The organism is Acidovorax sp. NN32, assembly GCF_057597245.1.
The window spans coordinates 2,436,768-2,458,426 of record NZ_CP199679.1; the positions used below are offsets into that span (position 1 = coordinate 2,436,768).

Genomic DNA, 21,659 nt, shown 5'->3' on the forward strand with positions numbered 1-21,659 from the left:
CCTCCATGAGCACCTACAACCACTGGTTCATCCGCGCCCGCCTCAAGACGCGCCAATTGCTGCTGCTGGTGGCCCTGGCCGAAGAGGGCAACATCCACCGCGCCGCCCAGGTGCTCAGCATGACCCAGCCCGCTGCGTCCAAGCTGCTCAAGGATCTGGAGGACGTGCTGGAGGTGTCGCTGTTCGACCGCCTGCCACGCGGCATGCGCCCCACCTGGTATGGCGAGACCATGATTCGCCACGCCCGCATGGCCCTGGCCAGCCTGAACCAGGCACACGACGAGATCGGTGCGCTCAAGACCGGTCACTACGGCCAGGTGGGCATCGGCGCCATCACCTCACCGGGCCTGAGCCTGCTGCCCGCTGCCGTGGCATTGGTCAAGCAGGAGCATCCCAGCCTGCGCATTTCGCTGGACATCGAAACCAGCCCCGTGTTGCTGGAGCGTCTGGAGCAGGGCAAGCTCGACATCGTGGTAGGCCGCCTGTATGAAGAGCACGACAAAGAGAACCTGCGCTATGAGTCGCTGACGGAGGAGCTGGTCTGCGCCATGACGCGCCCGGGCCACCCGTTGTCGAGCATGACCGGGTTGACGCTGCGCGATGTGGTGTCGGCCAGCTGGATCGTGCCGCCAGCGGGCAGCGTGCTGCGGCACCGGTTTGACCTGATGTTCCAGCAGGACGGGCTTGCGCCGCCGCTGCACACGGTGGAGACATCGGCCCTGCTGTTCATCACGCGCATGCTGCAGCAGAGCGACATGATTGCGGTGGTGGCGGAGGATGTGGCGCGCTATTACGCGGCGCATGGGATCGTGACGGTGTTGCCGCTGGCGATGCCGTGCCATATGGATGCGTTCGGAATCATTACGCGGTCGGACCGGCTGTTGTCGCCGGCGGCGAAGGTGATGATGAAGGCGTTGAAGCAGACGAGTCTGGTGCAGTATGGGAGGCGGTTGGAGGTGGGGGATTGATTTTTTGGATGAAATTGGCTGCTAGCGCTTGTGAGGTAAGCGCTGGCAGCTATTGTTTTTGTAGTTTTAGGCCTCCTGTCCGTTCGGGCTGAGCCTGTCGAAGCCGGGGCGTGCTGTTTTGGGAGGCATGCTTGGGTTGAGGGCGGAGGCCGGGAGTCGCCCGGCGTGCGAGTAACTTTCTTTCGCGTCGCCGAAAGAAAGTCACCAAAGAAAGGGCGACCCCCAGTCTGCGACCCCTGCGCTTCGCTACGGGGCAAACCTGCGTCGGGGCGGTTGCTGGGTGCGCCGTGGAACTCGCTTTGCTGCTGCGCAGCGCCGCTCGGACAACCACGGCGAGTCAGTTCACGAAGCATGGGCGCTTCGACGCCCATGCCACCCCGCAACCGCCCCGCCGCAGGCGCAGCCAGCAGGGGTGGGGCAGCAGAACATCCGAACAGCCAAACTGCCCTTCGGGCCATCGCTGCGCTCGGCCCTGCCGCCGCAGCGCGTGGCGCTTGCGCCCGCGAGATGGGGCCGAGCGAAGCAATGGCCCGTGTGGAAGTCCGCTCCCCCGGGTTCCCTTCTGTATGCGCCTGGGGCGCGCAGGGCGCGGGGTGGCATGTGCGTCGGAGCGCGCATGCTTAGTGATCTGACTCACCGCAGTTGTTCGAGCGGAGCGCCGCAGGCGCGCAGCGAGTTCTGCGGTGCACCCCGTGACCGAGCACCCCAGGTTGCCCCGTAGCGAAGCGCAGGGGTCGCAGACAGCAGGGTCGCCCTTTCTTTGGTGACTTTCTTTCGGCGACGCGAAAGAAAGTTACTCGCACGCCGGGCGACTCCCGGCCTCCGCCCTCAACCCCGGCATGCCGTTCAAACCAGCACACCAAGGCTTCGACCAGCTCAGACCGAACGGGCAGGAGTCATCAGGACTGCAAAAACAATAGCTGCTAGCGCTTGATGGATAGGCGCCAGAGCCCAAAAAGACCTCAAAAATTCAAACCCACCCCGCATCCACCTTGAACTCCTGCGCCGTACACATCGCCGCATCATCCGACGCCAAAAACAACACCATCCGCGCAATGTCATGCGGCCGCAGCTTGTCCGGCAAACACTGGTTGCGCGCCAACTCCTTCTCGCCCTCGGCGTCCAGCCACAGCTTGATCTGCCGCTCCGTCATCACCCAGCCAGGCGACACCGTGTTGATGCGGATCCGGTCTTGCCCCAGCGTCTTGGCCAGCCCGCGCGTGAGGCCGTTCACCGACGACTTGGCAATGGCATAGCAAGGGTAGCCCGTGCCCTTGCCCTGCCAACCGGTGGAGCCCAGGTTGATCACCGAGCCCGCGCCCAGCCTGCGCATGCCCGGCACCACGGCCTGGATGGCGAAGAAGGCGGGGCGCTCGTTGATGGCCATGCGCTCGTCGTAGTACGCGGGCGTTACGGATTCGAGCGTGTGCCGGTCATCGCTGGCCACGTTGTTCACCAGCACCGCAAAGTCGCTGCCCAACTCGGCCGCCGCTTCGGCCACACAGGCCTGCAGGGCGTGCACGTCGCGCACATCACACACACGCCACCAGGGGCGGGGCAGGCCTGCGTCGGCAATGTGCTGGGCGAGGGCTTCGCTCGCGTTGCGCGCCACGTCCACAAACGCCACGCGGGCACCTTGCTCGGCAAACGCCGCCACGATGGCCGCGCCAATGCCGCTGCCGCCGCCCGTCACAAACACGGCACGGCCTTGCAGGCTGGGGAACTTCGCCAGGCCCTGGGGGGCGCCGGTGGCATCGGTCGAGGAAGAGGAGGGGGTAAAAACCTTTGACATATAAATATTGCAATCAATCAATTGAAAAAAATTTCATTTCAAGCATCAATTGGCGTTGATAAGATGCCGTTCGTCAAGTGCCTGGCGGCAGGCCGATACAAAAAAAAGACCGGAGACACGCATGCGCCCCTTGCTGGATACCCCCTTCTCTCCGCCCGAGGGCGCTGCCTGTTCCGCGCCCATCACCGGCGCCGTGCGCTGCGTGATCGCACCGGGCAACGCGCTGGGCGAAGGCGTGTTGTGGTCGGTGCGCGAGCAGGCCGTGTACTGGGTGGACATCCTTGGTCGCGAGCTGCACCGCTGGGACCCGGCCACCGGCGGCCACCAGCGCTGGACGTTTGACGAAGAGATCTCCGCCATCGCCGAACGCGCGCACGCCCCCGGCTTCATCGTCACGCTGCGCCGGGGTTTTGCGCTGTTCGACCCGGCCACCGACATTGCCCCGCGCTACCTGCACCAGCCCGAGCCCGACCGCGCGGGCAACCGCTTCAATGACGGCAAATGCGATGCACAAGGGCGCTTCTGGGCGGGTTCGATGGACTTTGCTTGCGAGGCGCCCACGGGCGCGCTCTACCGCTATGACCCCGACGGCAGTTGCACCCGCCACGACGACGGCTTTGCCGTGACCAACGGCCCCACCTGGTCGGGCACCGGGCAGGGCGCGGCCATGTTTTTCAACGCCACCATCGAAGGCAACACCTACCGTTACGACAGCAATCTGGCCGCAGGCACCGTGTCCAACAAAACACTGTGGAAGCACTGGCTGCCCGAAGACGGCCTGCCCGATGGCATGACCACCGACGCGCGGGGCCGCCTGTGGATTGCACACTGGGGCGGCTGGTGCGTGACCTGCCACGACCCGGTGACCGCCGCCGAGCTGGGCCGCGTGCGCCTGCCAGTCAGCCAGGTCACCACCTGCGCGTTTGGCGGCGCAGACCTGCGCACGCTGTTCATCAGCTCCGCGCGGGTAGGTCTCACGCCCGAGCAGCTGGCGGCTGAGCCGCTGGCCGGGGCGCTGTTTGCGGTGGACACCGACAGCCTAGGCCTGCCCGCCCATCCATTTGGCGGCTGAGAGCGGCTCACAAAACCCTTCTGGCGTCGTCGCCGCGTCTTGTCGTACTACGCGTACTGCCTGCGACGCGGCGCCTGGCCAGAACCGCTTTGCTGGGTTTTGTTATCCGCTCTAAGCGCTGAACGCAGCCCCGGGCGCTCCGCCAACCCGCAATCCCCTTCAACACCCCAAAGAAAGCACACCGCCCATGACCGAGGCCTCTTCATCCCACCCCATCGTCTGGCTGCACCAAGCGGGGCAGCACCTGGGCCTGGTGCCCACACTGGGCGGCAGCGTGGCGGCCTGGCAGATCGACGACCCGCAAGCGGCGGGTGCGCGCATCGACCTGTGGCGGCCGTGGGATGGCGCCACGGCCGACCTGTACCAGCTCGCGTCGTTTGCCATGGTGCCCTGGTCCAACCGCATCAGCGGCGGCGGGTTTGAGCACGCTGGCCAGTTCCACCCCATGCGCCCCAACCGCGTGGGCGAGCCGTACCCTATTCACGGCGATGGCTGGCTGCAGCCCTGGCAGCTCACCCAGCCCGCGCCCGACACGCTGCAGATGCAGCTGCGCTCACAGCACTTTGACGGCAACCCCTACGAGTACGAATGTGTACAGACCTTCCGCCTGGTGGACGGCGGCCTGGACCAGTCGGTGCAGGTGCGGCACCTGGGCGCGCAGCCGCTGCCCTACGGCCTGGGCCTGCACCCCTGGTTTCCGCGCACCCCCCGCACGCGCATCACGGCGCCGGTGCAGGGCGTGTGGCTGTGTGGCGACGACCCTTTGCCCACCCAGCACACGCAGCACTTCCCGCCCGGCTGGGACTTAAACAGCGGCGCTCCCGCCAATGGCGGCCTGATCGACAACGCCTACACCGGCTGGGGCGGCACGGCCCAGATCGACTGGCCCGAGCGGGGCCTGCGCTTGACCGCCCAGATGCCGGACTTTGCGCAAGACGGCGGCACCGACCAGCACTACTGCCTGATCTACCGACCGCCACAGGGCCCGGCATTCTGCTTTGAGCCCATCACACAACCCATCGACGCCTTCCATCAGCCCGGGCAGCCCGGCCTGCGCACGCTGGCGCAGGGGGAGTCGATGGCGCTGCGTGTGGAGTGGCGCTACAGCAGCGGCGTGAGTGAGGTGGATGCGGGGCAGTAGATTTTGATTGAAATTGGACCTAGCGCTTAATGGTTATCGGTTGTTTGCTATCGAAATAATAGTTTTCAGCCACAGCTGGCTCCACGGGCTTTCTGCGCCTAACTGGCCGTGCGTGCACCCCGTGCCGATTTCGCCTTGGCCTTCGCACCCCCGGCATTCAGGGCCACCGATGCGCGGATCAGCGCCTTGAAGGCCTCCGCGTCCACGGTGTCCCCTTCGTGGATGTCTATAGCACGCCGGGCGTTGCCGTCCAGACTGGCGTTGAAGAGCTTCGCCGGGTCTGGTAACGAAGCGCCCTTCAGAAAGGTCAGTTTTACCGCTGACTTGTACGACTCGCCCGTACACAGAATCCCGCCCAGCGACCACACGGGCGTGCCGTTCCACTTCCATTCCTCCAACACCTCAGGCGCCGCCTCATGGATCAGCTGCCGCATGCGGCCCAGTGCTTGCCCGCGCCAATCGTTCAGGTCGGCGATGCGCTGGTCGATCAGCACCGATGCGGGCGGGCCTTCGGGGGGTTTTGCAGTGCTCATGGGGTCTCCTGGTGAGTCAAGGTTGCAAGCCCCGCTCGCAACCGGTGCAGATTCCGCGCAGCGGCCGGGTAGCACCTGAGGGGTCAGAACGGTGGTGATGAAGCGTGATTTTTCCTCACGGTAGCGCTCCATGCCAAAGGGCGCAAAACGCTGCTTGAGCTGGTTGTACTGCTCCACCAGGCGCGGGTCTGCACGCAAGGCATCGCGAAAGTGCAGAAAGAACTCAAACTCCGATCCTTTGGCCACCACCTGCAATGCCACGTCCGTGTCTGTGCGTGGCGACAGCAGCATGCACAGCTCTTGCGTGCGCAAGGTGTCCTTCTTGGCCACGTAGCCTGCGCCCTGCAGCACCTGAACGGCCCGCGCGTGCTCTTGCGCAGCCACCAGCACGCAAATGTCCAGATCGCCTTTGGACACCGCACCAGGTATGGCCGACGCACCAATGTGTTCCGCCTGCGCATCAGGCAGGAGCCGGGCGATCTCTTGCACTACGGACAGATATACGGCACCAGCGGCTGCCTGGTACTCGGAGGGTTCCAACAACTTCATGGGGTCATGATGATGCCAGTCTGGCGGGGCAGCGGCCCCTGCAAAAGCCTGGTTCAGGACGGCTCGGGCTGTTGCCTTCGATCACCCCCATGCGCCCCCGTCCGCCCTGCTGAGGTTGTGATAATTTGCAACTATCCGACCGCCACCCCAACCACCCCGCAGGGACGATCAACCGATGAAGAACACCCAACCTGGAAGCGCTGGTCCGTTTGCACCGCTGACCATGCTGATGCTGCTGTCCACGCTGCCCTTTGCCGCGTCGGCCCAAACGATCTCCAGCGGCGCCCCTGCCGTGGCCAACGTGCCGGTGGACAGCCCCCTGGCGCTGGGCGCCTTGCTGGTGGCTGTTGCGCTGGCCGGGTGGTGGTCGCTGCGCCGCAGTCACGGCGTGCGGCGTGTGGCGTCGCTGCTGCTGGTGGCCGCAGTGGTGGGCCTGGCGGGGCAGGGGGCAGGTTTGATGGCGCAGGTTGTCAGTGCCTTCACCCAGCCTGCGGGCGAGACACTGCCCATTACCGTCAGCCCCATTACCGCCGGTGGCTTCACAGGCTTTCAGCCTGCGGACTTCAGCAACAACTCCGGCGCTGCGCTGCGAATTGCCGCCATCGATCCGCCCGACCTGGCCCAGTGTTTTGCCACCAACCCGGCCAACACCTTGCTGCCCCCCGGGCCTCCCACGCCATCGCCCCATCCCGCCTGCGGCGTGGGGGCCATGCTGGCCAATGGTGCTACCTGCCGGGTGGATGTCGAGGCCATCTGCCGCAGCCTCTACGTCTCGGGCGCCACGCTGACCGCCATCAGCCCCACCTCTGGCACTGCATCGGGTGGGGTCGGCGTCACGCTGACCGGCACCGGGCTCACCGGCGCCACCAGCATCACTTTTGACGGTGTGCCCGCTACCTCGGTCAACGTGGTCAACGCCACCACCATCACGGCGGTCACGCCAGCGCACGCAGCGGGTGCCGTCAATGTGGCGGTTTTCACCCCGGCCGGGGCCGCTCAGCTGGCTAATGGCTATACCTACCTGGCCACCGCTGTGGGGCAAAGCAGTGGCGGCGGCGTGATTGCTGCGCTGGGCGGCGGGCTGAACAACCTGATTGCGGCCACCGCAGACAACAGCACCGGGATCGGGTGGGGTGGCTTCGGCACGGCCGTGGGGCCGGGTGCGCAAAGCGACACCGACGGCGCCAGCAACACCGCCGCCGTCGGAGTGGCCCTGGGTGCGGGCGTTTATGCCGCGCAACTGTGCAGCACCTACCAGGTCGATTCGCAAGGCAATACGCCCTGCCAGGCGGGTAACACCTGCTACAACGACTGGTTCCTGCCCGCCCGCAACCAGCTCGCGGCGCTTTATACCAACAGGGTGGCGGTAGGTGGCTTCGCCAACGCCCTCTATTGGAGCTCCACCGAGGGCTCGGCCTCGCCCCTGAGCGATGCATGGATCAATGATTTTTCCATCGGCAATCCGGTGACCATCCCCAAGACCCAAAACCTGCAGACGCGGTGCGTGCGTGCCTTCACGCCTTGAAGGCCGGGGCGCATGCCGTAAAACGCCGAAAATTTGGTTGAAATATGCTCTGGCGCTTGATGGACAAGCGCCAGAAGCTATCAAATGGTGAGCAATCGATCTTGGGCATATGCAGAACACCGGCCGGGCCGCAACGGCCCGTGGTTTACCCGCTTGCTGCCCATTGCGCCTGCCCACACCCTTAACGTCATCCGCAGCGGGGCGTAGGCTGCAAGTGGTGGTGCATGGCGCCCCTCATGCTCTGTCGCCTTGGCCTGTGCAGCCCATCCCCCAAACTGGAACGATTCCGGCAAACTGGCACCACCATGAACGTGATAGACCCGCGCACCGCCATCGTGTTGATCAGCGCCATGAGTGCGCTGATGGCGCTGGTGCTGTGGGCCCTCAAGCGCAGCTACCCGCCCAGCATTCAGGGTCTGGGCCAATGGGCGCAGGCGCTGTTGATCATTGTGGTGGGCGGCATCCTGGCGGCCTCGCGTGGGCAACTGCCTGAAATCCTCACCACGGCCGTGCCCAATTTCTTGCTGTGCTGGGGCGTGTATGGCCTGTATGCGGGCACCCAGCGTTTTTACGGCGTGCGCCCAGCCACCTGGCGCTGGCTGGCGGTGACTGTCGCCGTCACGCTGGGCACCCTTTGGTTCGCCCTGGGCGACCCCAGTTACACAGCCCGCCTGCGGCTTGTGACGGCACTCTTGGCCGTGATGTTTGCCGTGCACGCCTGGTTCATCGTGCGGCAGGGCATGGGCAGCTTTTCGCGCTGGCTCACGGTGGGGGTGATCGTGTACATCGCCGTGATTCAGCTGGTGCGGCTTGCCACCACGTTCTTCCTGCCCATGGGCGACACCATCTTGAGCGGCACGCCGCAGCACGTGCTGTTCATCGCCAGTTTTTCCGTGTCCGTCCTGCTGTTTTCGGTGGGCGCCGTGCTGATGGCTGGCGACCGTCTGCGGGCCGAGCTGGAGCTGCTGGCCACCCGCGACTCGCTCACCAACACCCTGACCCGGCGCTACATGGACGAAGCCTGCGCCATCGAGCTGGAGCGCAGCCACCGCACCGGCCAGCCCCTGGCCATGCTGATGCTGGACCTGGACCATTTCAAAACCATCAACGACACCCACGGCCACCAGGCCGGCGACCGCGTGCTGGTGGAGTTTGCCACCAAGGTACAGCGCTGCCTGCGCAGCAAAGACCTGCTGGGCCGCTTTGGTGGCGAAGAGTTTGCCCTGCTGCTGCCCAACACCCCCCTGGACGCCGCCCTGCAGGTGGCCGAACGCATCCGCGCCGCCTGCGTGCCCCAGGGCAACGAGGTGGGCTGCACCGTCAGCATCGGCGTCACCCTGAGCCTGCCGCAGAACGATTCGATGGACAAACTGCTGGCGCGGGCGGATGCGGCGCTGTATGAGGCGAAGAACACGGGGCGCAATCGGGTGGTGGCGGGGTAGGGGCTGGGGGGCTTGGCAGAGACTGGCACCCGGGGTGATTGCTGGGGGCTTGAGCCGAACTGGCCGATAAATGCGATGGGTTCGGTTTGAGAATTTGATTGAAATTGGCCGCTGGCGCGTTATTTGGGAGTTCAATCGAACTGGTTCGCCCTGAGGTAGCCAGAGCCCTGGAGTCACCTCAAAAGCGTACCTCTAGTGTGAATATGCTGCCAGGCGGTGGCCGTCTCCCTTCTGCACCGTGTGGCAGGTCAGCTGCGCGACTAGAGCCGCGGAAAAACGATCACACAGCGCGCTCCGTGTGATGGCGCGGTTCAGGAGATCCGAGGCCTCGGACGACAGGCTGCACCATCAGGACGAAGTGACTATTGGCAGTTGCGCTGGTGAGACAACTTCTCCGCGTGGCTGCGTGAGGAGATCTTCCTTTACCCATGGGTTGAATGGCAAGCCGTGCGCAATTGCATCGCCCACGGCCTCCGCGCCCAGCTACCGTTAGGCCTCTTAGGCACAGCTTATGGCGCGCACGACGCTGCTGGAGCGGAGTCTAGTCCGGAGTTGGGGGAATGATGCCAGGTAGATTTTCGCTAGCCAAACGTTGATGTTGCTGATACAAGTGGACACAGCTACCAATCTATTTCTGTTGATAGCTAACTTCTGCGGGCTACCTACTTGAAGTTTTTTACCTGTTGCAGGCCGTGCCCAGCGTCTCCAGCGCAATTAATTTGATATTTAGTAATGATTCCAAAGAAAAATATTAAAACTTCGCGAAGCTCTCAGGGGGTGAAATTCCCAATGGAAAGAATTTTAGAGTCCGCGAGACAGGGGAAATTGATTATTGTTGTTGGGACTGGCGTTAGTATGGGTTTGGCTGCGGGTCAAATTCCTTCTTGGACTGGGTTACTTAAAAATGGATTTGATTTTGCCAAGAGAAAAGGGCGAATAACTGAATCGCAATTTGAAGGCTGGGCGAGTCAGCTCGCATCCGCTGATCTAGATGATTTATTAAGTGCTGCTGAATTTATAGGCAGAAAGCTAGGCGCTCCAAAAGACTTGGTTTATGCGCGATGGCTGGAGGAGGTTTTTAGTACCGTTGCTCCGTCCAATGACCAACTAGCGAAGGCCTTAAAAATCTTTGTAGCACAAGAAATACCTATTTGTACGCTTAATTACGATCCTTTATTGGAGTTGGTAACTGGGTTGCCTCCACTTTTGGTTAGCGATACCAAGAACGTGATGGCTTGGATGCGTAGAGAATATTCAGCAATATTTCATTTGCATGGATTTTGGGAAAATCCTCAATCTTGTGTTTTGGGTATACGAGATTATGAAGCTACACAAATCAGCGAGGTTCGCGATTTATTTCAGAGAAATTTGACGGTATTTAATCATTTGCTCTTTATTGGCTGCGGTGATACTTTGGCTGATCCCAACTTCTCTGCTTTGATAGATTGGTTGCGACATCAGCTAGGTGTATTGACGCTGCCGCATGTGGCTTTGGTGCGAGAAGCTGATTTGGCGAATCGGAATGAAGATCCTGCTTGGTTGGGATTCGTAGAGCCAGTTAGTTTTGGTGTGGATTATGCAGATCTTGCTGGATTTCTTGTTAATAATTTTTCCATGCCTGTTGAGAAAATTAGAAAAAGAAAAAAACCTCTGCAGATTATCGAAAATGAAACTATAATCGATGATTACCGAAAATTTTTACAACGCGATTGTGGGCAAATGACAATTGAAGGTGTTAGTGCGGATATGGACACTGGACAGCGGAAATTTGACTTGGAGCGTTTGTTTGTTCCATTAAGTGTTGTTGCGTGTCCTCCGGATTTTCTTCCAAATGATCCAGACGCGCATGAAAAGCTTGAACAATGGCGTGAAAAAAATAGAAATTCACTTCCATTTGGAAAAATTCTTGCTAAAAATAAAAAATTGGCTTTATTGGCACTGCCCGGCGGGGGGAAAACTTTGCTTTTAAAGCGTCTTGCGGTGGCATATTCTGAGCCACAACGTAGAAAGGCTAGTTCGGACAACTTGCCCGAGTTGAATTTGTTGCCAATTTTAATTCGTTGTCGAGAGTGGAGGGAGTATATAAAGTTGCCAATCTTGACTCTCCTTAAAAGCATTGGCGAAATTACCGGTCAGCCAAATTTGGCAGGGCTGTCCGATGCAGTATTGCCCCTTCTGAAAAAAGGGCAGATATTGTTGCTCGTAGATGGTCTTGACGAAATCCATAACGATGCTGATAGGGCTACCTTTGTTGATCATTTAGAGTCATTCTTAGAAGAGTTCGGCGGGATTCGGCTCGTTGTGACGAGCCGTGAAGCTGGTTTTAGCTTAGTTGCTCCTTCCATTTCGCGGTTTTGCGAGCGCTGGAAATTGGCTCCACTGTCGGAAGATGCGATTTCGCTTTTGTGTGAGCATTGGCATCGATTAATGGGAGGAGAAAATCCAAATGCAATTGATGAAGGGCGGGAAGTCACGCAATTGCTTTTGAAGAATAGTTCGTTGCGGCGTTTGGCTGAAAATCCGTTACTTTTAACAATGCTCCTTGTTGTCAAGCACGGAGCCGGGGGGGTACCTCCTGATAGAGTGAGTCTCTATGGACGCGCGGTAGATGTATTACTCGACACATGGAATATAAAGGGGCATGCGCCTTTAAATGCTAAGGAGGCCGTTCCGCAGCTAGCGTACGTTGCTTTTCAACTTATGTGTATGGGCAAACAAACAGCGACGGAGCACGAGCTTTTAGGTCTTTTGGAAGACGCTCGGGAAAAGCATCCTAATATCAAACGCTACGCTAAAGATAGTCCGCATGCATTTTTAAAAAGGGTTGAACTACGGTCTAGTTTATTACTCGAGGCTGGACACCAAATGGAAAATGGTCGAGCAGTCCCGTTCTATCAGTTTCGTCACCTGACGTTCCAGGAATATTTAACAGCCGTTGCGGCAACTGAGGGGCATTACGAAGTCTATAAACAGGAGGACACCGTTTTGACGCCTCTCGCTAAATATTTGCTAGCCGAGGAATGGAAGGAGGTCATTCCGATGGTGGCAGTGTTGGCTCGTAAAAGAGCGGAGCCACTACTTCTAGAGCTAATAAATCAAGGTAACTATCTAAGAAGAAAAATAGAAAGTGGAGAAATTAGAGAGGATGAACCGGTCTCCATGGATCGAAAATTGGCAGGTCCAGTCGGCCGTCTCCTTCAGTGCTTTATAGAAGAGGCCGAAGCATCACCAGGGACAATTTCTTCAGGGCTCGAATTGGTTGCATTCTTCGCCCATGGCTGCAAATCTTCAGATGATTGGGAAAATCTTTGCCGAGGCCCTTATGGTGAAGAATTATATCGCCAGGCTTGGGATTTATTTATATCTGAAGAGTGGTCTGAAGAATCTTGGCTAATGAACAGTTGTGCAAGTATTGCTGCTTATCATAAGCCTCTGAGTTATTGGATTGGTGATCAAGGTGTCGTCCAGTTGCGAGACTTAATAGATAGTGAGCGCAAGGAGGATGTCGGCCGCGGACTTTTGGTGTATATGGGCATGCTTTGGAATCACTCTAGAGGTTTAAGTGATAACGATATAATAGTTGGCTCAATACCTGTGAGTTTGATAGAGAAATTCATTTTTCACAATGATTTTAATATATCGGCTATTGCTATTTGGATATGGACTAATGCTCGCCGTCGGCAGAAAAATCCCCAATTGGTTTCTGGTGAAGTGCTTGATAAGCTATTGGATTTTTGGTTGGATGAGCGTGCTTCGCAAAGGGTCTGGCTTGCGGCTTACTCATTGAGTTGTCAAATTGGAATTGAGCGAGAATGTTGGATGCCAATCTTGAACGATTCAAGAGTTTTAGAAATTAAAAGAAGATTTGAATCAAAAAATTCCACTTATAATGAGTCTGATAACTTTGAAAAAACTGCTAGTTTTTTTGTTGCATATCATGCCAAAAATGTTTGGTCGGATAGTATCCTATCAGGACAGTTGGATTATATTGATGAGATAATTGGTCGAGGACAGGATTCTGATGTTTTGAAGGGGATTAGGGTAACTTTGGGAGTTAAATCAAAGAATAAAAAACATAAAGACGATAAGCTAAATACTAAGGTCTGAGACTATTTATATATAGATTATTTTGCGGTGTGGGTTTATAGCAGTCGATGGGGTATCCGCATCCCCGCCAACCCCGGCATCGCCCCCCGCATCCCCTCCAAAAACAACCGCAACCGCGCCGGATAAAACCGCGCATGTGGATACACCAGATACACCGGCAACGAGGGGGCCTGCCAGGTGGGCACCAAGTGCAGCAAGTCGCCTGCGCGCAGATCCGCATCTACGATCCACGCCGATGCAATACACGCGCCGAGCCCGGCCAGGGCGGCGCTGCGCAGGGCGTACAGGCTGTCGGTGGCCAGGCGGGGGGTGATGGCGAAGGTGCTGGCCTCGCTGCTGTGCTGGTGGGTCAAGGTGACTTCGCGCTGGTAGAAGGTGCTGAGCGCCAGCCAGGGTAGATCCTTCAGATCCTGCGCGTGTTGCGGTGTGGGCCGACTTGCCATGAGGGCGGGCGATGCCAGTACGATGCGCGGCACTTCGGCAAGGCGAATGGCGACCACCGAGGGGTCTTCCACCGCACCCACCTGGATGGCGCAGTCAATACCTTCTGCGATGAAGTCAGGGCGGCGGTCGTGCAGCATCCATTCCACCGAAACATCGGGGTAGCGGCGCAGGTAGTCCATCAGCGGGGGGATGAGCTGGTTTTGCCCGAAGGCGTGGGGCGCCAGCACGCGCAAGGTGCCGCGCGGGGTGTCGGCCGTGCCGCGCAGGTCGTCTTCCATGGCGCGCCAGTCTTCCAGCAGGGCTTTGGCGTGGGCAAAGCAGCGGTCGCCGTCTTCCGTCAGTTTCATCACATGGGTGGAGCGCTGCAGCAGCTTGACGTCCAGGCTGCGCTCCAGCGCTTGCAGGCGGCGGCTCACGGTGGGCTGGCTGGTGCCCAACTGCTGGGCGGCGGCAGACAGGCTGCCGGCCTCGACGATGCGGACAAAGGTCTGCATCAGCTCGATGCGGTCGGCGCCGGGCGGCTGGGTCGGGAGGGTGTTGGTCATACGTCAAGCGTATAACGAATCTGCAATTCAGCCTACTACCCAGCGCGGCGACGGGATAGAACAATCGCACCATTCCTTTTAAACCGATGGTGTTGTGATGTCTTCCATTCAAAATGTGCATGCAAGGGGTGTGGCGGGGCGGGCCCCGGTGGCGCTGGCTGAAGAGAGTGCGGCAGGCGCGGTGGGCGCGACGCTGCTGTTGCTGCTGGCGACCACGGCGGGGCTGAGCGTGGCGTCGCTGTATTACAGCCAGCCCATGCTGGGCGTGCTGGGGCCCGACATGCAGGCCGACAGCCGCGTGGTGGGGCTGGTGCCCACGCTCACGCAGCTGGGGTATGCGCTGGGCATCTTGCTGCTGGCGCCGCTGGGTGACCGGTTTGACCGGCGCCGCATCATCGTCATCAAGTCCATCGCGCTGATGCTGGCGCTGCTGCTGAGCGGCCTGGCGCCCGGCATGGGCGCGCTGCTGGCGGCCAGCCTGGCCGTGGGCCTGGCGGCTACGGTGGCGCAAGACGTGGTGCCCGCTGCCGCCACGCTGGCCCCGGCCGCACAGCGCGGGCGCATGGTGGGCACGGTGATGACGGGGCTGCTGCTGGGCATCTTGCTGTCGCGCGTGGTTAGTGGCTTTGTGGCGCAGCAGTGGGGCTGGCGCACGGTGTATGTGGCGGCGGCGGTGGCCGTTGCGCTGCTGACGGTGGCGGTGTGGCGCGGCCTGCCGCGCTTTGCGCCCACCACGCAGATGGGCTATGGCGCGCTGATCGGCTCCATGGTGGCCTTGTGGCGCCAGCACGCAGCGCTGCGCCGCGCGGCCTGGGCGCAGGGGCTGCTGGCCGTGGGCTTCAGCGCGTTCTGGTCCACGCTGGCGGTGATGCTGCACAGCCAGTTCAACCTGGGCACGGCGGCGGCGGGCGCGTTTGGCCTGGCAGGAGCGGCGGGTGCACTGGCAGCCCCACTGGCCGGGCGCCTGGCCGACAAGCGCGGGCCCGAGGTGGTGACGCGCTTCGGCGCAGGGCTGGCCGCTGCGTCGTTTGCGCTGATGGCGCTGGCACCGCTGCTGCCTGCGCAGGCCCAACTGGGGTTGATCGTGGTCAGCGCCATCGGCTTTGACTTCGGCGTGCAGGCCACGCTGGTGGCGCACCAGACCATCGTGTACGGCATCGACCCTGCGGCGCGCAGCCGGCTCAATGCGCTGCTGTTCACGGGCATGTTCATCGGCATGTCGGCCGGTGCGGCGCTGGGTGCCTTGGTGCTGGCGCAGTGGGGCTGGCTGGGCGTTGTGGCGTTGGCTACCGCGGGGTCGCTGGCTGCACTGGCGGTGCGGATCGCGGGGCGGACACGGTGATTTGAATGGAAAATGCCTCTAGCGCTTGATGGGAAAGCGCTAGCAGCTATCAAAAACAGAGCGGCCAGGAAGCCGCTCTTTCTTTTTTGCTGGGCTACCTTGCCGGTGGCCTCAGGCCTTCTTCACTTCAATGTGATACAGCCCCCAGGGGCACAGGCCAAAGCGTTCCTTCACCGGCTTGTCCTTGAAGGCGGGCAGCACATCGGCGTCGTACACGGCCCACTGCGGGCCCAGGCCGCCCAGGGCCATGGGCTGGCCGTCGATGTGGGTGGCGACGATCATGCGGTAGGCCTGCACGTCGGCCATGCTGATGGTCACGTTGTAGCCGTCCACCGCGCGCAGCACCAGCTGCACGGGGCTGCCAGCGGCCACACCGGCAGCGGCCAGCACGGTGGTGAGCAGGGGGCCTTTGAGCGTGTGGGGCTTGCTGTCGTATTCGAGCGTGGGCTTGATGGTGACGGCGGGCATGCGCTGCAGGGCGGCGGCGTCCAGCGCGTGGGCTTTGTCGAACTGGATGCCGTGTTTGCCCATCATCTGGTCGATGGTGGCATCGAGCGCGCCCCGGTTGGGCTGGGTGATGGCGCCGCTGATGGTGAGCAGGGCGGGGCTGGTGGATGTTTTGGCGGGTGGGGCGGCGTGGCTGCTGGTGGTGGCGGTCCACAGGCCTGCCAGGCTGACGCTGGCAGCCACAAAGTTTCTTTTGTTCATGCTCGGTTTCTCCTCGTGTGATGCTTGGTTGATTGATCGATGGATGGGGCACATCAATCCGGGGCGCATGGTAAGCGCAGGACTGGCGCTTGCCACCCAAAAAAGTGTCAGTACCTGTGTGGACGTGCCGCGCGTGCTGCGTGTGCCGTGTGGCATGCGTGTCCTGTGGCCTTAAACCCCCAGGGTGCATGGCGCACCCTGCCAGCGCGCAGACGCGAGCCGCACCACAATCGGCGCCCATGACTTCTTCTTCGACGATGCTGCGGCTGATCAGCCTGGCGGCCTTTTGCAGCATGGCCTCCATGCGTGTGTGCGACCCGATGCTGGTGGCACTGTCCCTTGAGTACAAGATCACCACGGGCGATGCATCGGCCGTGATTGCGGCGTTTGCCGTTGCTTACGGCGTGCTGCAGCTGGTGTATGGCCCGCTGGGCGACCGGGTAGGCAAGGTGCGCGTGATCATCGGCGCCACGGCGGCGTGTGCGGTGTTCAGTGCCATGACGGCCCTGGCGCCCAGCTTCAGCCTGCTGGTGGTTGCGCGTGCGGCCATGGGGGCTGCGGCGGCCGGGATCATTCCGCTGTCGATGGCGTGGATTGGCGATGAGGTGGCCTACGAGCAGCGGCAAGAGACCCTGGCGCGGCTGATGGTGGCCACGGTGACCGGGATGATGGCGGGCCAGTGGTTTGGCGGCTTTGCCACCGAAACGCTGGGCTGGCGTGCGGCGCTGGGTGTGCTGGCCGTGCTGTTCTTCACGGCAGCCACGCTGCTGTTGCGCCATGCGCGCGCCAGCGGGGCGCTGCGCCCTGTGGTGGTGCCGGGCGCACCGGCGTTCTCGCTGGCCAACTACCTGGCGGGCACCCTGGCGCTGCTGCGCATCCCGCGTGTGCGCTGGGTGCTCACGGTGGTGGCGATTGAGGGCGCACTCGCGTTTGGCACGCTGGCTTTTGTGCCTGCGCGCATGGTCGATGGGTTTGGCCTGTCGGCCTCTGCGGCGGGCGGCGTGATGGTGCTGTATGGCATAGGCGGGCTGATCTACAGCGTGTTTGCGCGGCGCTGGCTGGCGGCGCTGGGCGAGCGGGGGCTGGCCGTGCTGGGGGCCAGCTTCATTGCCATCGGCCTGCTGTTGCTGGCCTGGGCGCCTGCGGTGGGTTGGGCCATGCTGGGCTGCTTCTTGGCGGGCATCGGCTTTTACATGCTGCACAACACGCTGCAGGTGCAGGCCACCCAGATGGCGCCCGAGGCGCGGGGCACGGCGGTGACGCTGTTTGCGTGCCTGCTGTTCCTCGGGCAGTCCACGGGCGTGCTGCTGGTGGCCTTCAGTGTGGACCGGGGCTGGCTGCCGCCAGTGTTCACGGCGGCGGCGGTGGGGGTGTTTGTGCTGGGGCTGCTGATCTCGCGCCGGGTACAGGCGCGTGGGGCGGTGGCAGGCGCCTGACGGGCCCCGCCGGTGCACCCGTCAGCCCCGCGCCTCGTACCAGCCCTTGCTGCGGTTGACCACGGCCACCACCGCCAGCATCACGGGCACCTCGATCAGCACGCCCACCACCGTGGCCAGTGCCGCACCGGAGTGGAAACCAAACAGGCTGATCGCCGTGGCCACGGCCAGCTCGAAGAAGTTGGATGCTCCGATCAGCGCCGAGGGGCAGGCAATGCTGTGCTTTTCGCCCACGGCGCGGTTCAGGCCATAGGCCAGGGCGGAGTTGAACAGCACCTGGATCAGGATGGGCACGGCCAGCAGGGCGATGACCAGCGGCTGCTGCAGGATGGCTTCGCCCTGAAAGGCGAACAGCAGCACCAGCGTGGCCAGCAGCGCGGCGATGGACCACGGGCCGGTGCGTGCCACGGCGGCGTCGAAGGCGGCCTGGCCCTTGCGCAGCAGGCGCTTGCGCAGCCACTGGGCGATCACCACGGGGATCAGGATGTACAGCACCACCGAGGTGAGCAGCGTGTCCCACGGCACGGTGATGGCCGACAGGCCGAGCAAGAATGCCACTAGCGGCGCAAACGCCACGATCATGATGCTGTCGTTGAGGGCCACCTGCGACAGCGTGAACAGCGGGTCGCCCCCGGTGAGGCGGCTCCACACAAACACCATGGCCGTGCAGGGCGCGGCGGCCAGCAAAATGAGCCCGGCGATGTAGCTGTCGATCTGGTCGGCAGGCAGGTACGGCGCAAACCAGTGGCGGATGAACAGCCAGCCCAGCAGCGCCATCGAAAACGGCTTGACCAGCCAGTTGACGAACAGCGTCACACCAATGCCGCGCACATGCTGGCGCACTTCGGCCAGCGCACCAAAGTCCACCTTCAGCAGCATGGGGATGATCATCACCCAGATGAGCAGACCCACCGGCAGGTTGACGCGTGCCACCTCCAGCGCGCCCACGGCGCGCGCCGCGCCGGGCAGCCACTGGCCCAGCGCAATGCCCACCACGATGCACAGCAGCACCCAGACGGTGAGGTAGCGCTCGAACACCGCCATGCCGGCGGCCGGGGAGGGGGGCAGCGCACTGACAGCAGCACGTTGTAAAGGGCTTGGTGGCAGGGTCATTTCAGTGGTCCATTCAGTTATCCATTGCGCTGCGCGCCACCCGCGATGCATGCAACTGGCGCGCTCTAAACCAGCGCCCCCGCGCAAGGGCCGCCCCGCCGCGCTGGGGGCGTCCCCCTCCCGGCTCGCGCAGCGAGGCGAGAGAGGGGGAAGGCGTGAAGCGACTCAGGGGGTGTTTCATCATTGCTTGGGCAGGTTGCGGGCAGTGGCTTGCAGCGCGGTGGCGGCCAGCTTGTCGTCGGGCAGGTTCACCAGCAGCTCCAGGCGCTGCTTGATGGCGTGCAGGGTCTTGCGGAAGGCCTCGGCCTTGTCGGCGTCCGAGCCATCGCCCGCTGACGGGTCGGCATAGCCCCAGTGCGCCGTGGCCGGGTGGCCGGGCCAGAAGGGGCAGACCTCGCCCGCTGCGTTGTCGCACACGGTGATGATCAGGTCCATGTGCGGCGCACCGGGGGCGGCAAACTCGTCCCAGCTTTTGCTGCGCAGCCCTTCGGTGGGGATGCCCGCGTGGGCCAGCGCCTGCAGGCCCAGCGGGTGGGGCTGCTGGTTGTCGCGTGGGCTGCTGCCGGCTGAATAGGCCTTGAAGCGGCCCTGGCCCATGGCGTTGAGCAAGGCCTCAGCCAGGATGCTGCGCGCGGAGTTGTGCGTGCACAAAAAGAGCACGTTCAAAGGAGGACGTTGTGGGGTGGCGTTCATCGTGGCTCCAGGCTCAGCAGCACTTGTTGGGGTTGTTGGCGGTGGGGCCGCAGCAGGCGGCCTGGCCGGGCGCGGGGGCGGACGGTGCGCCTGTGGGGCAGCACGCTGCCTGCGCGGCCTGGGCTGGCTGCTGCGCAGTGGCTTCGTTGAACACGGGGATGTTGCCCAAGGTGTGGAAGTGTTCCCAGGCCACGCCCTGCGGGTCGGTGATCCAGTGCTTGTCGCTGCGGGCGTAGCAGCAGGTGGTGGCGCCTTCGTCCAGCAGGGCCATGTCGGCGCCCTGGGCGCGGGCCTTGAGTTCGGCCAGCTCGTCGGCCTCGTCCACCTGGAAGCCCAGGTGGTCCACGCCGGGCTTGTCGCCCCGGGTGGAGATGGCGAAGTTCACGCGCGGGTCTTCGAGCATCCATTTGGCGTAGTCGGTCTCGACCCGCGCAGGTTCGGCCGCGAACAGCCGGGAGTAGAACGCGATGCTCTTGGCAAGGTCATCGACATGCATGTGGACGTGGAATCGCTTCATGGTGGTTTCCTTTCGGCTGTGGGTCGTGGGCTGGAAGTTGTTGGGGGGCGATCAGCACTGGCAGGCGGCGGTGGCCTCGTCGGTCAGGCAGGCAGCGCCCTGGCAGCAGTTCTCGGTCAGGTAGGCCAGCAGGTCGTTCATGGTGGCAAACGAGGCGCGGTAGATCAGGTTGCGGCCCTGGCGCTCCTGGCTCACCAGGCCCGCGTGGGTCAGCTCCTTGAGGTGGAACGACAGCGTGTTGGGCGCAATGCCCAACTGCTCAGACAGCCCGCCGGGCGTGAGCCCTTCCTGGCCCGCCACCACCAGGGCGCGGAACACCCGCAGGCGCACTTCCTGGGCCAGGGCGGCGAGGGATCGGATGACATCGGTTTCTTGCATGGTTCGATAATACAACAAAAGTTGAAATATAGAAGTATCGCCTGGAGAAGTTTCTGGAGTCGTCAGGAAAATTCAAGAAAAAATGGCAGTCTGCGCTCTATGGTATTGCCCTGATAGCTATGAATTTCATAATTACTGAAGTCTGTGTACCACGGTCTTCATAACTCGACGATCTAATCACCCGATTTTTTAATCGTTTGTGAACTTACGATTCGCCGATACAGTCGCCCATCCTTTTCCAGACCCGCGCGGCAGCGGCCACTCACTGTGGGGCCGCTGCCGCGCACTGCTTTCCATGATCGATTTACGGGGTATCACCCAAACCTACCAGGGCCCACAAGGCCCCGTCGAAGCCCTGCGTGGCATCGACCTCAGCATCCAGCCGGGCGAAGTGTTCGGCATCATCGGCAAGAGCGGCGCGGGCAAAAGCTCGCTGGTGCGCGTCATCAACCTGCTCAACCGGCCCACCACGGGCCAGGTCATCGTGGGCGGCCGTGACCTGACCCAGCTGAACGACGCGCAACTGCGCGAGGCCCGGCGCGAGATCGGCATGGTCTTCCAGCACTTCAACCTGCTGTCGTCGCGCACCGTGTTCGACAACGCCGCATTACCGCTGGAACTGGCGGGCATGGACAAGGCAGCGATCCGCGAGCGCGTGAACCCGCTGCTGGAGCTGGTGGGCCTGGCCCACTTGGCCGACCGCTACCCCGCGCAGATCAGCGGCGGGCAAAAGCAGCGCGTGGGCATTGCGCGCGCGCTGGCGAGCCGCCCCAAGGTGTTGCTGAGCGACGAAGCCACCTCGGCGCTGGACCCGGAGACGACCCGCTCCATCCTCGACCTGCTGCGCCAGGTCAACCGCGAGCTGGGCCTCACGGTGGTGCTCATCACCCACCAGATGCAGGTCATCAAGCAGGTGGCCGACCGCGTGGCCGTGATCGAGGCCGGTCGCATCGTGGAGCAGGGCCGCGTGCTCGATGTGTTCACGCGCCCGCAGCAGGCCATCACCAAGAGCCTGATCGACGAAATCCTGCCGCAAGAGCTGCCTGCGAGCGTGCTTGACCATGTGCGCAAGCTCACCCGCCAGCTGGCCACCACGGCGCCCGGCCACGCGGGGCGGCTGCTGCGGCTGTCGTACTCGGGCGACAGCGCCTACCAGCCCATCCTGTCGCAGCTGATCCGCGAGTTTGGTGTGGACATGAGCATCCTGCATGGCCAGGTGGACGAGATCCAGGACGAGACCTTCGGCTCGCTGGCCGTGTACGCCAGCGGCGAGCCCATGCAGGTGCGCGGTGCGGTGGAGCACCTGCGCGCGGGCGGCGTGGCGGTGCAAGAAGTCACGATCGAGATCTGAGGA

Annotated in this window: 17 protein-coding genes and 1 pseudogene; 9 read left to right on the forward strand and 9 right to left on the reverse strand. The window is 62.3% G+C overall.

What is annotated here, in order from left to right:
- The first annotated feature begins 5 nt into the window (after positions 1–5).
- Positions 6–968 carry a LysR substrate-binding domain-containing protein gene (locus tag ACT89O_RS11480; protein WP_487262704.1) on the forward strand — a complete coding sequence of 321 codons (963 nt, stop codon included), beginning with the start codon at positions 6–8 and terminating at the stop codon, positions 966–968.
- A 970-nt stretch (positions 969–1,938) separates the two neighbouring features.
- Here the strand turns inward: ACT89O_RS11480 and ACT89O_RS11485 are convergent.
- Positions 1,939–2,760: an SDR family NAD(P)-dependent oxidoreductase gene (locus tag ACT89O_RS11485; protein WP_436130091.1), complete on the reverse strand. Its 822-nt coding sequence runs from the start codon at positions 2,758–2,760 to the stop codon at positions 1,939–1,941.
- Between the two features lie 121 nt (positions 2,761–2,881).
- Between ACT89O_RS11485 and ACT89O_RS11490 the strand changes: the two genes are divergently transcribed.
- Entirely contained in the window at positions 2,882–3,832 is a 951-nt protein-coding gene (locus tag ACT89O_RS11490; protein WP_487262705.1) for an SMP-30/gluconolactonase/LRE family protein, read from the forward strand.
- Positions 3,833–4,019: 187 nt separating this feature from the next.
- Entirely contained in the window at positions 4,020–4,973 is a 954-nt protein-coding gene (locus ACT89O_RS11495; RefSeq protein ID WP_487262706.1) for an aldose 1-epimerase, read from the forward strand.
- Between the two features lie 98 nt (positions 4,974–5,071).
- Here ACT89O_RS11495 and ACT89O_RS11500 read toward each other — a convergent pair whose 3' ends face one another.
- Positions 5,072–5,506: a DUF1801 domain-containing protein gene (locus ACT89O_RS11500; RefSeq protein WP_487262850.1), complete on the reverse strand. Its 435-nt coding sequence runs from the start codon at positions 5,504–5,506 to the stop codon at positions 5,072–5,074.
- 96 nt (positions 5,507–5,602) lie between these two features.
- Positions 5,603–6,055, reverse strand: a pseudogene (locus tag ACT89O_RS11505) (GrpB family protein); the annotation flags it as partial.
- A gap of 175 nt (positions 6,056–6,230) precedes the next feature.
- On the opposite strand from ACT89O_RS11505, the gene ACT89O_RS11510 reads away from it, so the two are divergent.
- From ACT89O_RS11510 to ACT89O_RS11520, 3 genes are all read left to right on the forward strand, one after another.
- On the forward strand, positions 6,231–7,580 hold the full coding sequence (locus tag ACT89O_RS11510; protein WP_487262707.1) for a midcut-by-XrtH protein: 1,350 nt from the start codon (positions 6,231–6,233) through the stop codon (positions 7,578–7,580).
- A gap of 305 nt (positions 7,581–7,885) precedes the next feature.
- A complete protein-coding gene (locus ACT89O_RS11515; protein ID WP_487262708.1) occupies positions 7,886–9,022 on the forward strand; it encodes a GGDEF domain-containing protein in 1,137 nt (378 codons plus the stop codon).
- A gap of 732 nt (positions 9,023–9,754) precedes the next feature.
- Positions 9,755–13,129, forward strand: coding sequence for an SIR2 family protein (locus ACT89O_RS11520; protein ID WP_487262709.1), 3,375 nt, complete (start codon positions 9,755–9,757; stop codon positions 13,127–13,129).
- Between the two features lie 35 nt (positions 13,130–13,164).
- On the opposite strand, the gene ACT89O_RS11525 is transcribed toward ACT89O_RS11520, so the two are convergent.
- Entirely contained in the window at positions 13,165–14,118 is a 954-nt protein-coding gene (locus ACT89O_RS11525) for a LysR family transcriptional regulator (protein ID WP_487262710.1), read from the reverse strand.
- Positions 14,119–14,215: 97 nt separating this feature from the next.
- Here ACT89O_RS11525 and ACT89O_RS11530 point away from each other — a divergent pair, with 97 nt between their 5' ends.
- On the forward strand, positions 14,216–15,460 hold the full coding sequence (locus tag ACT89O_RS11530; protein ID WP_487262711.1) for an MFS transporter: 1,245 nt from the start codon (positions 14,216–14,218) through the stop codon (positions 15,458–15,460).
- A gap of 111 nt (positions 15,461–15,571) precedes the next feature.
- Here the strand turns inward: ACT89O_RS11530 and ACT89O_RS11535 are convergent, their stop codons facing one another.
- On the reverse strand, positions 15,572–16,168 hold the full coding sequence (locus ACT89O_RS11535) for a putative pterin-binding protein (protein ID WP_487262712.1): 597 nt from the start codon (positions 16,166–16,168) through the stop codon (positions 15,572–15,574).
- 239 nt (positions 16,169–16,407) lie between these two features.
- Between ACT89O_RS11535 and ACT89O_RS11540 the strand changes: the two genes are divergently transcribed.
- Positions 16,408–17,604, forward strand: coding sequence for an MFS transporter (locus tag ACT89O_RS11540; protein ID WP_487262713.1), 1,197 nt, complete (start codon positions 16,408–16,410; stop codon positions 17,602–17,604).
- Between the two features lie 21 nt (positions 17,605–17,625).
- Here ACT89O_RS11540 and arsB read toward each other — a convergent pair whose 3' ends face one another.
- The 4 genes from arsB to ACT89O_RS11560 form a co-directional block, all read right to left on the reverse strand.
- Entirely contained in the window at positions 17,626–18,648 is a 1,023-nt protein-coding gene (gene arsB / locus ACT89O_RS11545) for an ACR3 family arsenite efflux transporter (RefSeq protein WP_142150574.1), read from the reverse strand.
- A gap of 249 nt (positions 18,649–18,897) precedes the next feature.
- Complete coding sequence (locus ACT89O_RS11550) at positions 18,898–19,410, reverse strand: arsenate reductase ArsC (RefSeq protein WP_218299661.1); 513 nt, start codon at positions 19,408–19,410, stop codon at positions 18,898–18,900.
- A 13-nt stretch (positions 19,411–19,423) separates the two neighbouring features.
- Entirely contained in the window at positions 19,424–19,927 is a 504-nt protein-coding gene (locus ACT89O_RS11555) for an ArsI/CadI family heavy metal resistance metalloenzyme (protein ID WP_228894975.1), read from the reverse strand.
- 51 nt (positions 19,928–19,978) lie between these two features.
- Positions 19,979–20,305 (reverse strand): ArsR/SmtB family transcription factor, encoded by a 327-nt coding sequence (locus tag ACT89O_RS11560; RefSeq protein ID WP_055397556.1) that lies wholly within the window; start codon positions 20,303–20,305, stop codon positions 19,979–19,981.
- Positions 20,306–20,600: 295 nt separating this feature from the next.
- On the opposite strand from ACT89O_RS11560, the gene ACT89O_RS11565 reads away from it, so the two are divergent.
- The gene (locus ACT89O_RS11565; protein WP_487262714.1) at positions 20,601–21,656 is read left to right on the forward strand and encodes a methionine ABC transporter ATP-binding protein; all 1,056 of its coding nucleotides are present in this window, start codon (positions 20,601–20,603) and stop codon (positions 21,654–21,656) included.
- Positions 21,657–21,659 lie beyond the last annotated feature (3 nt).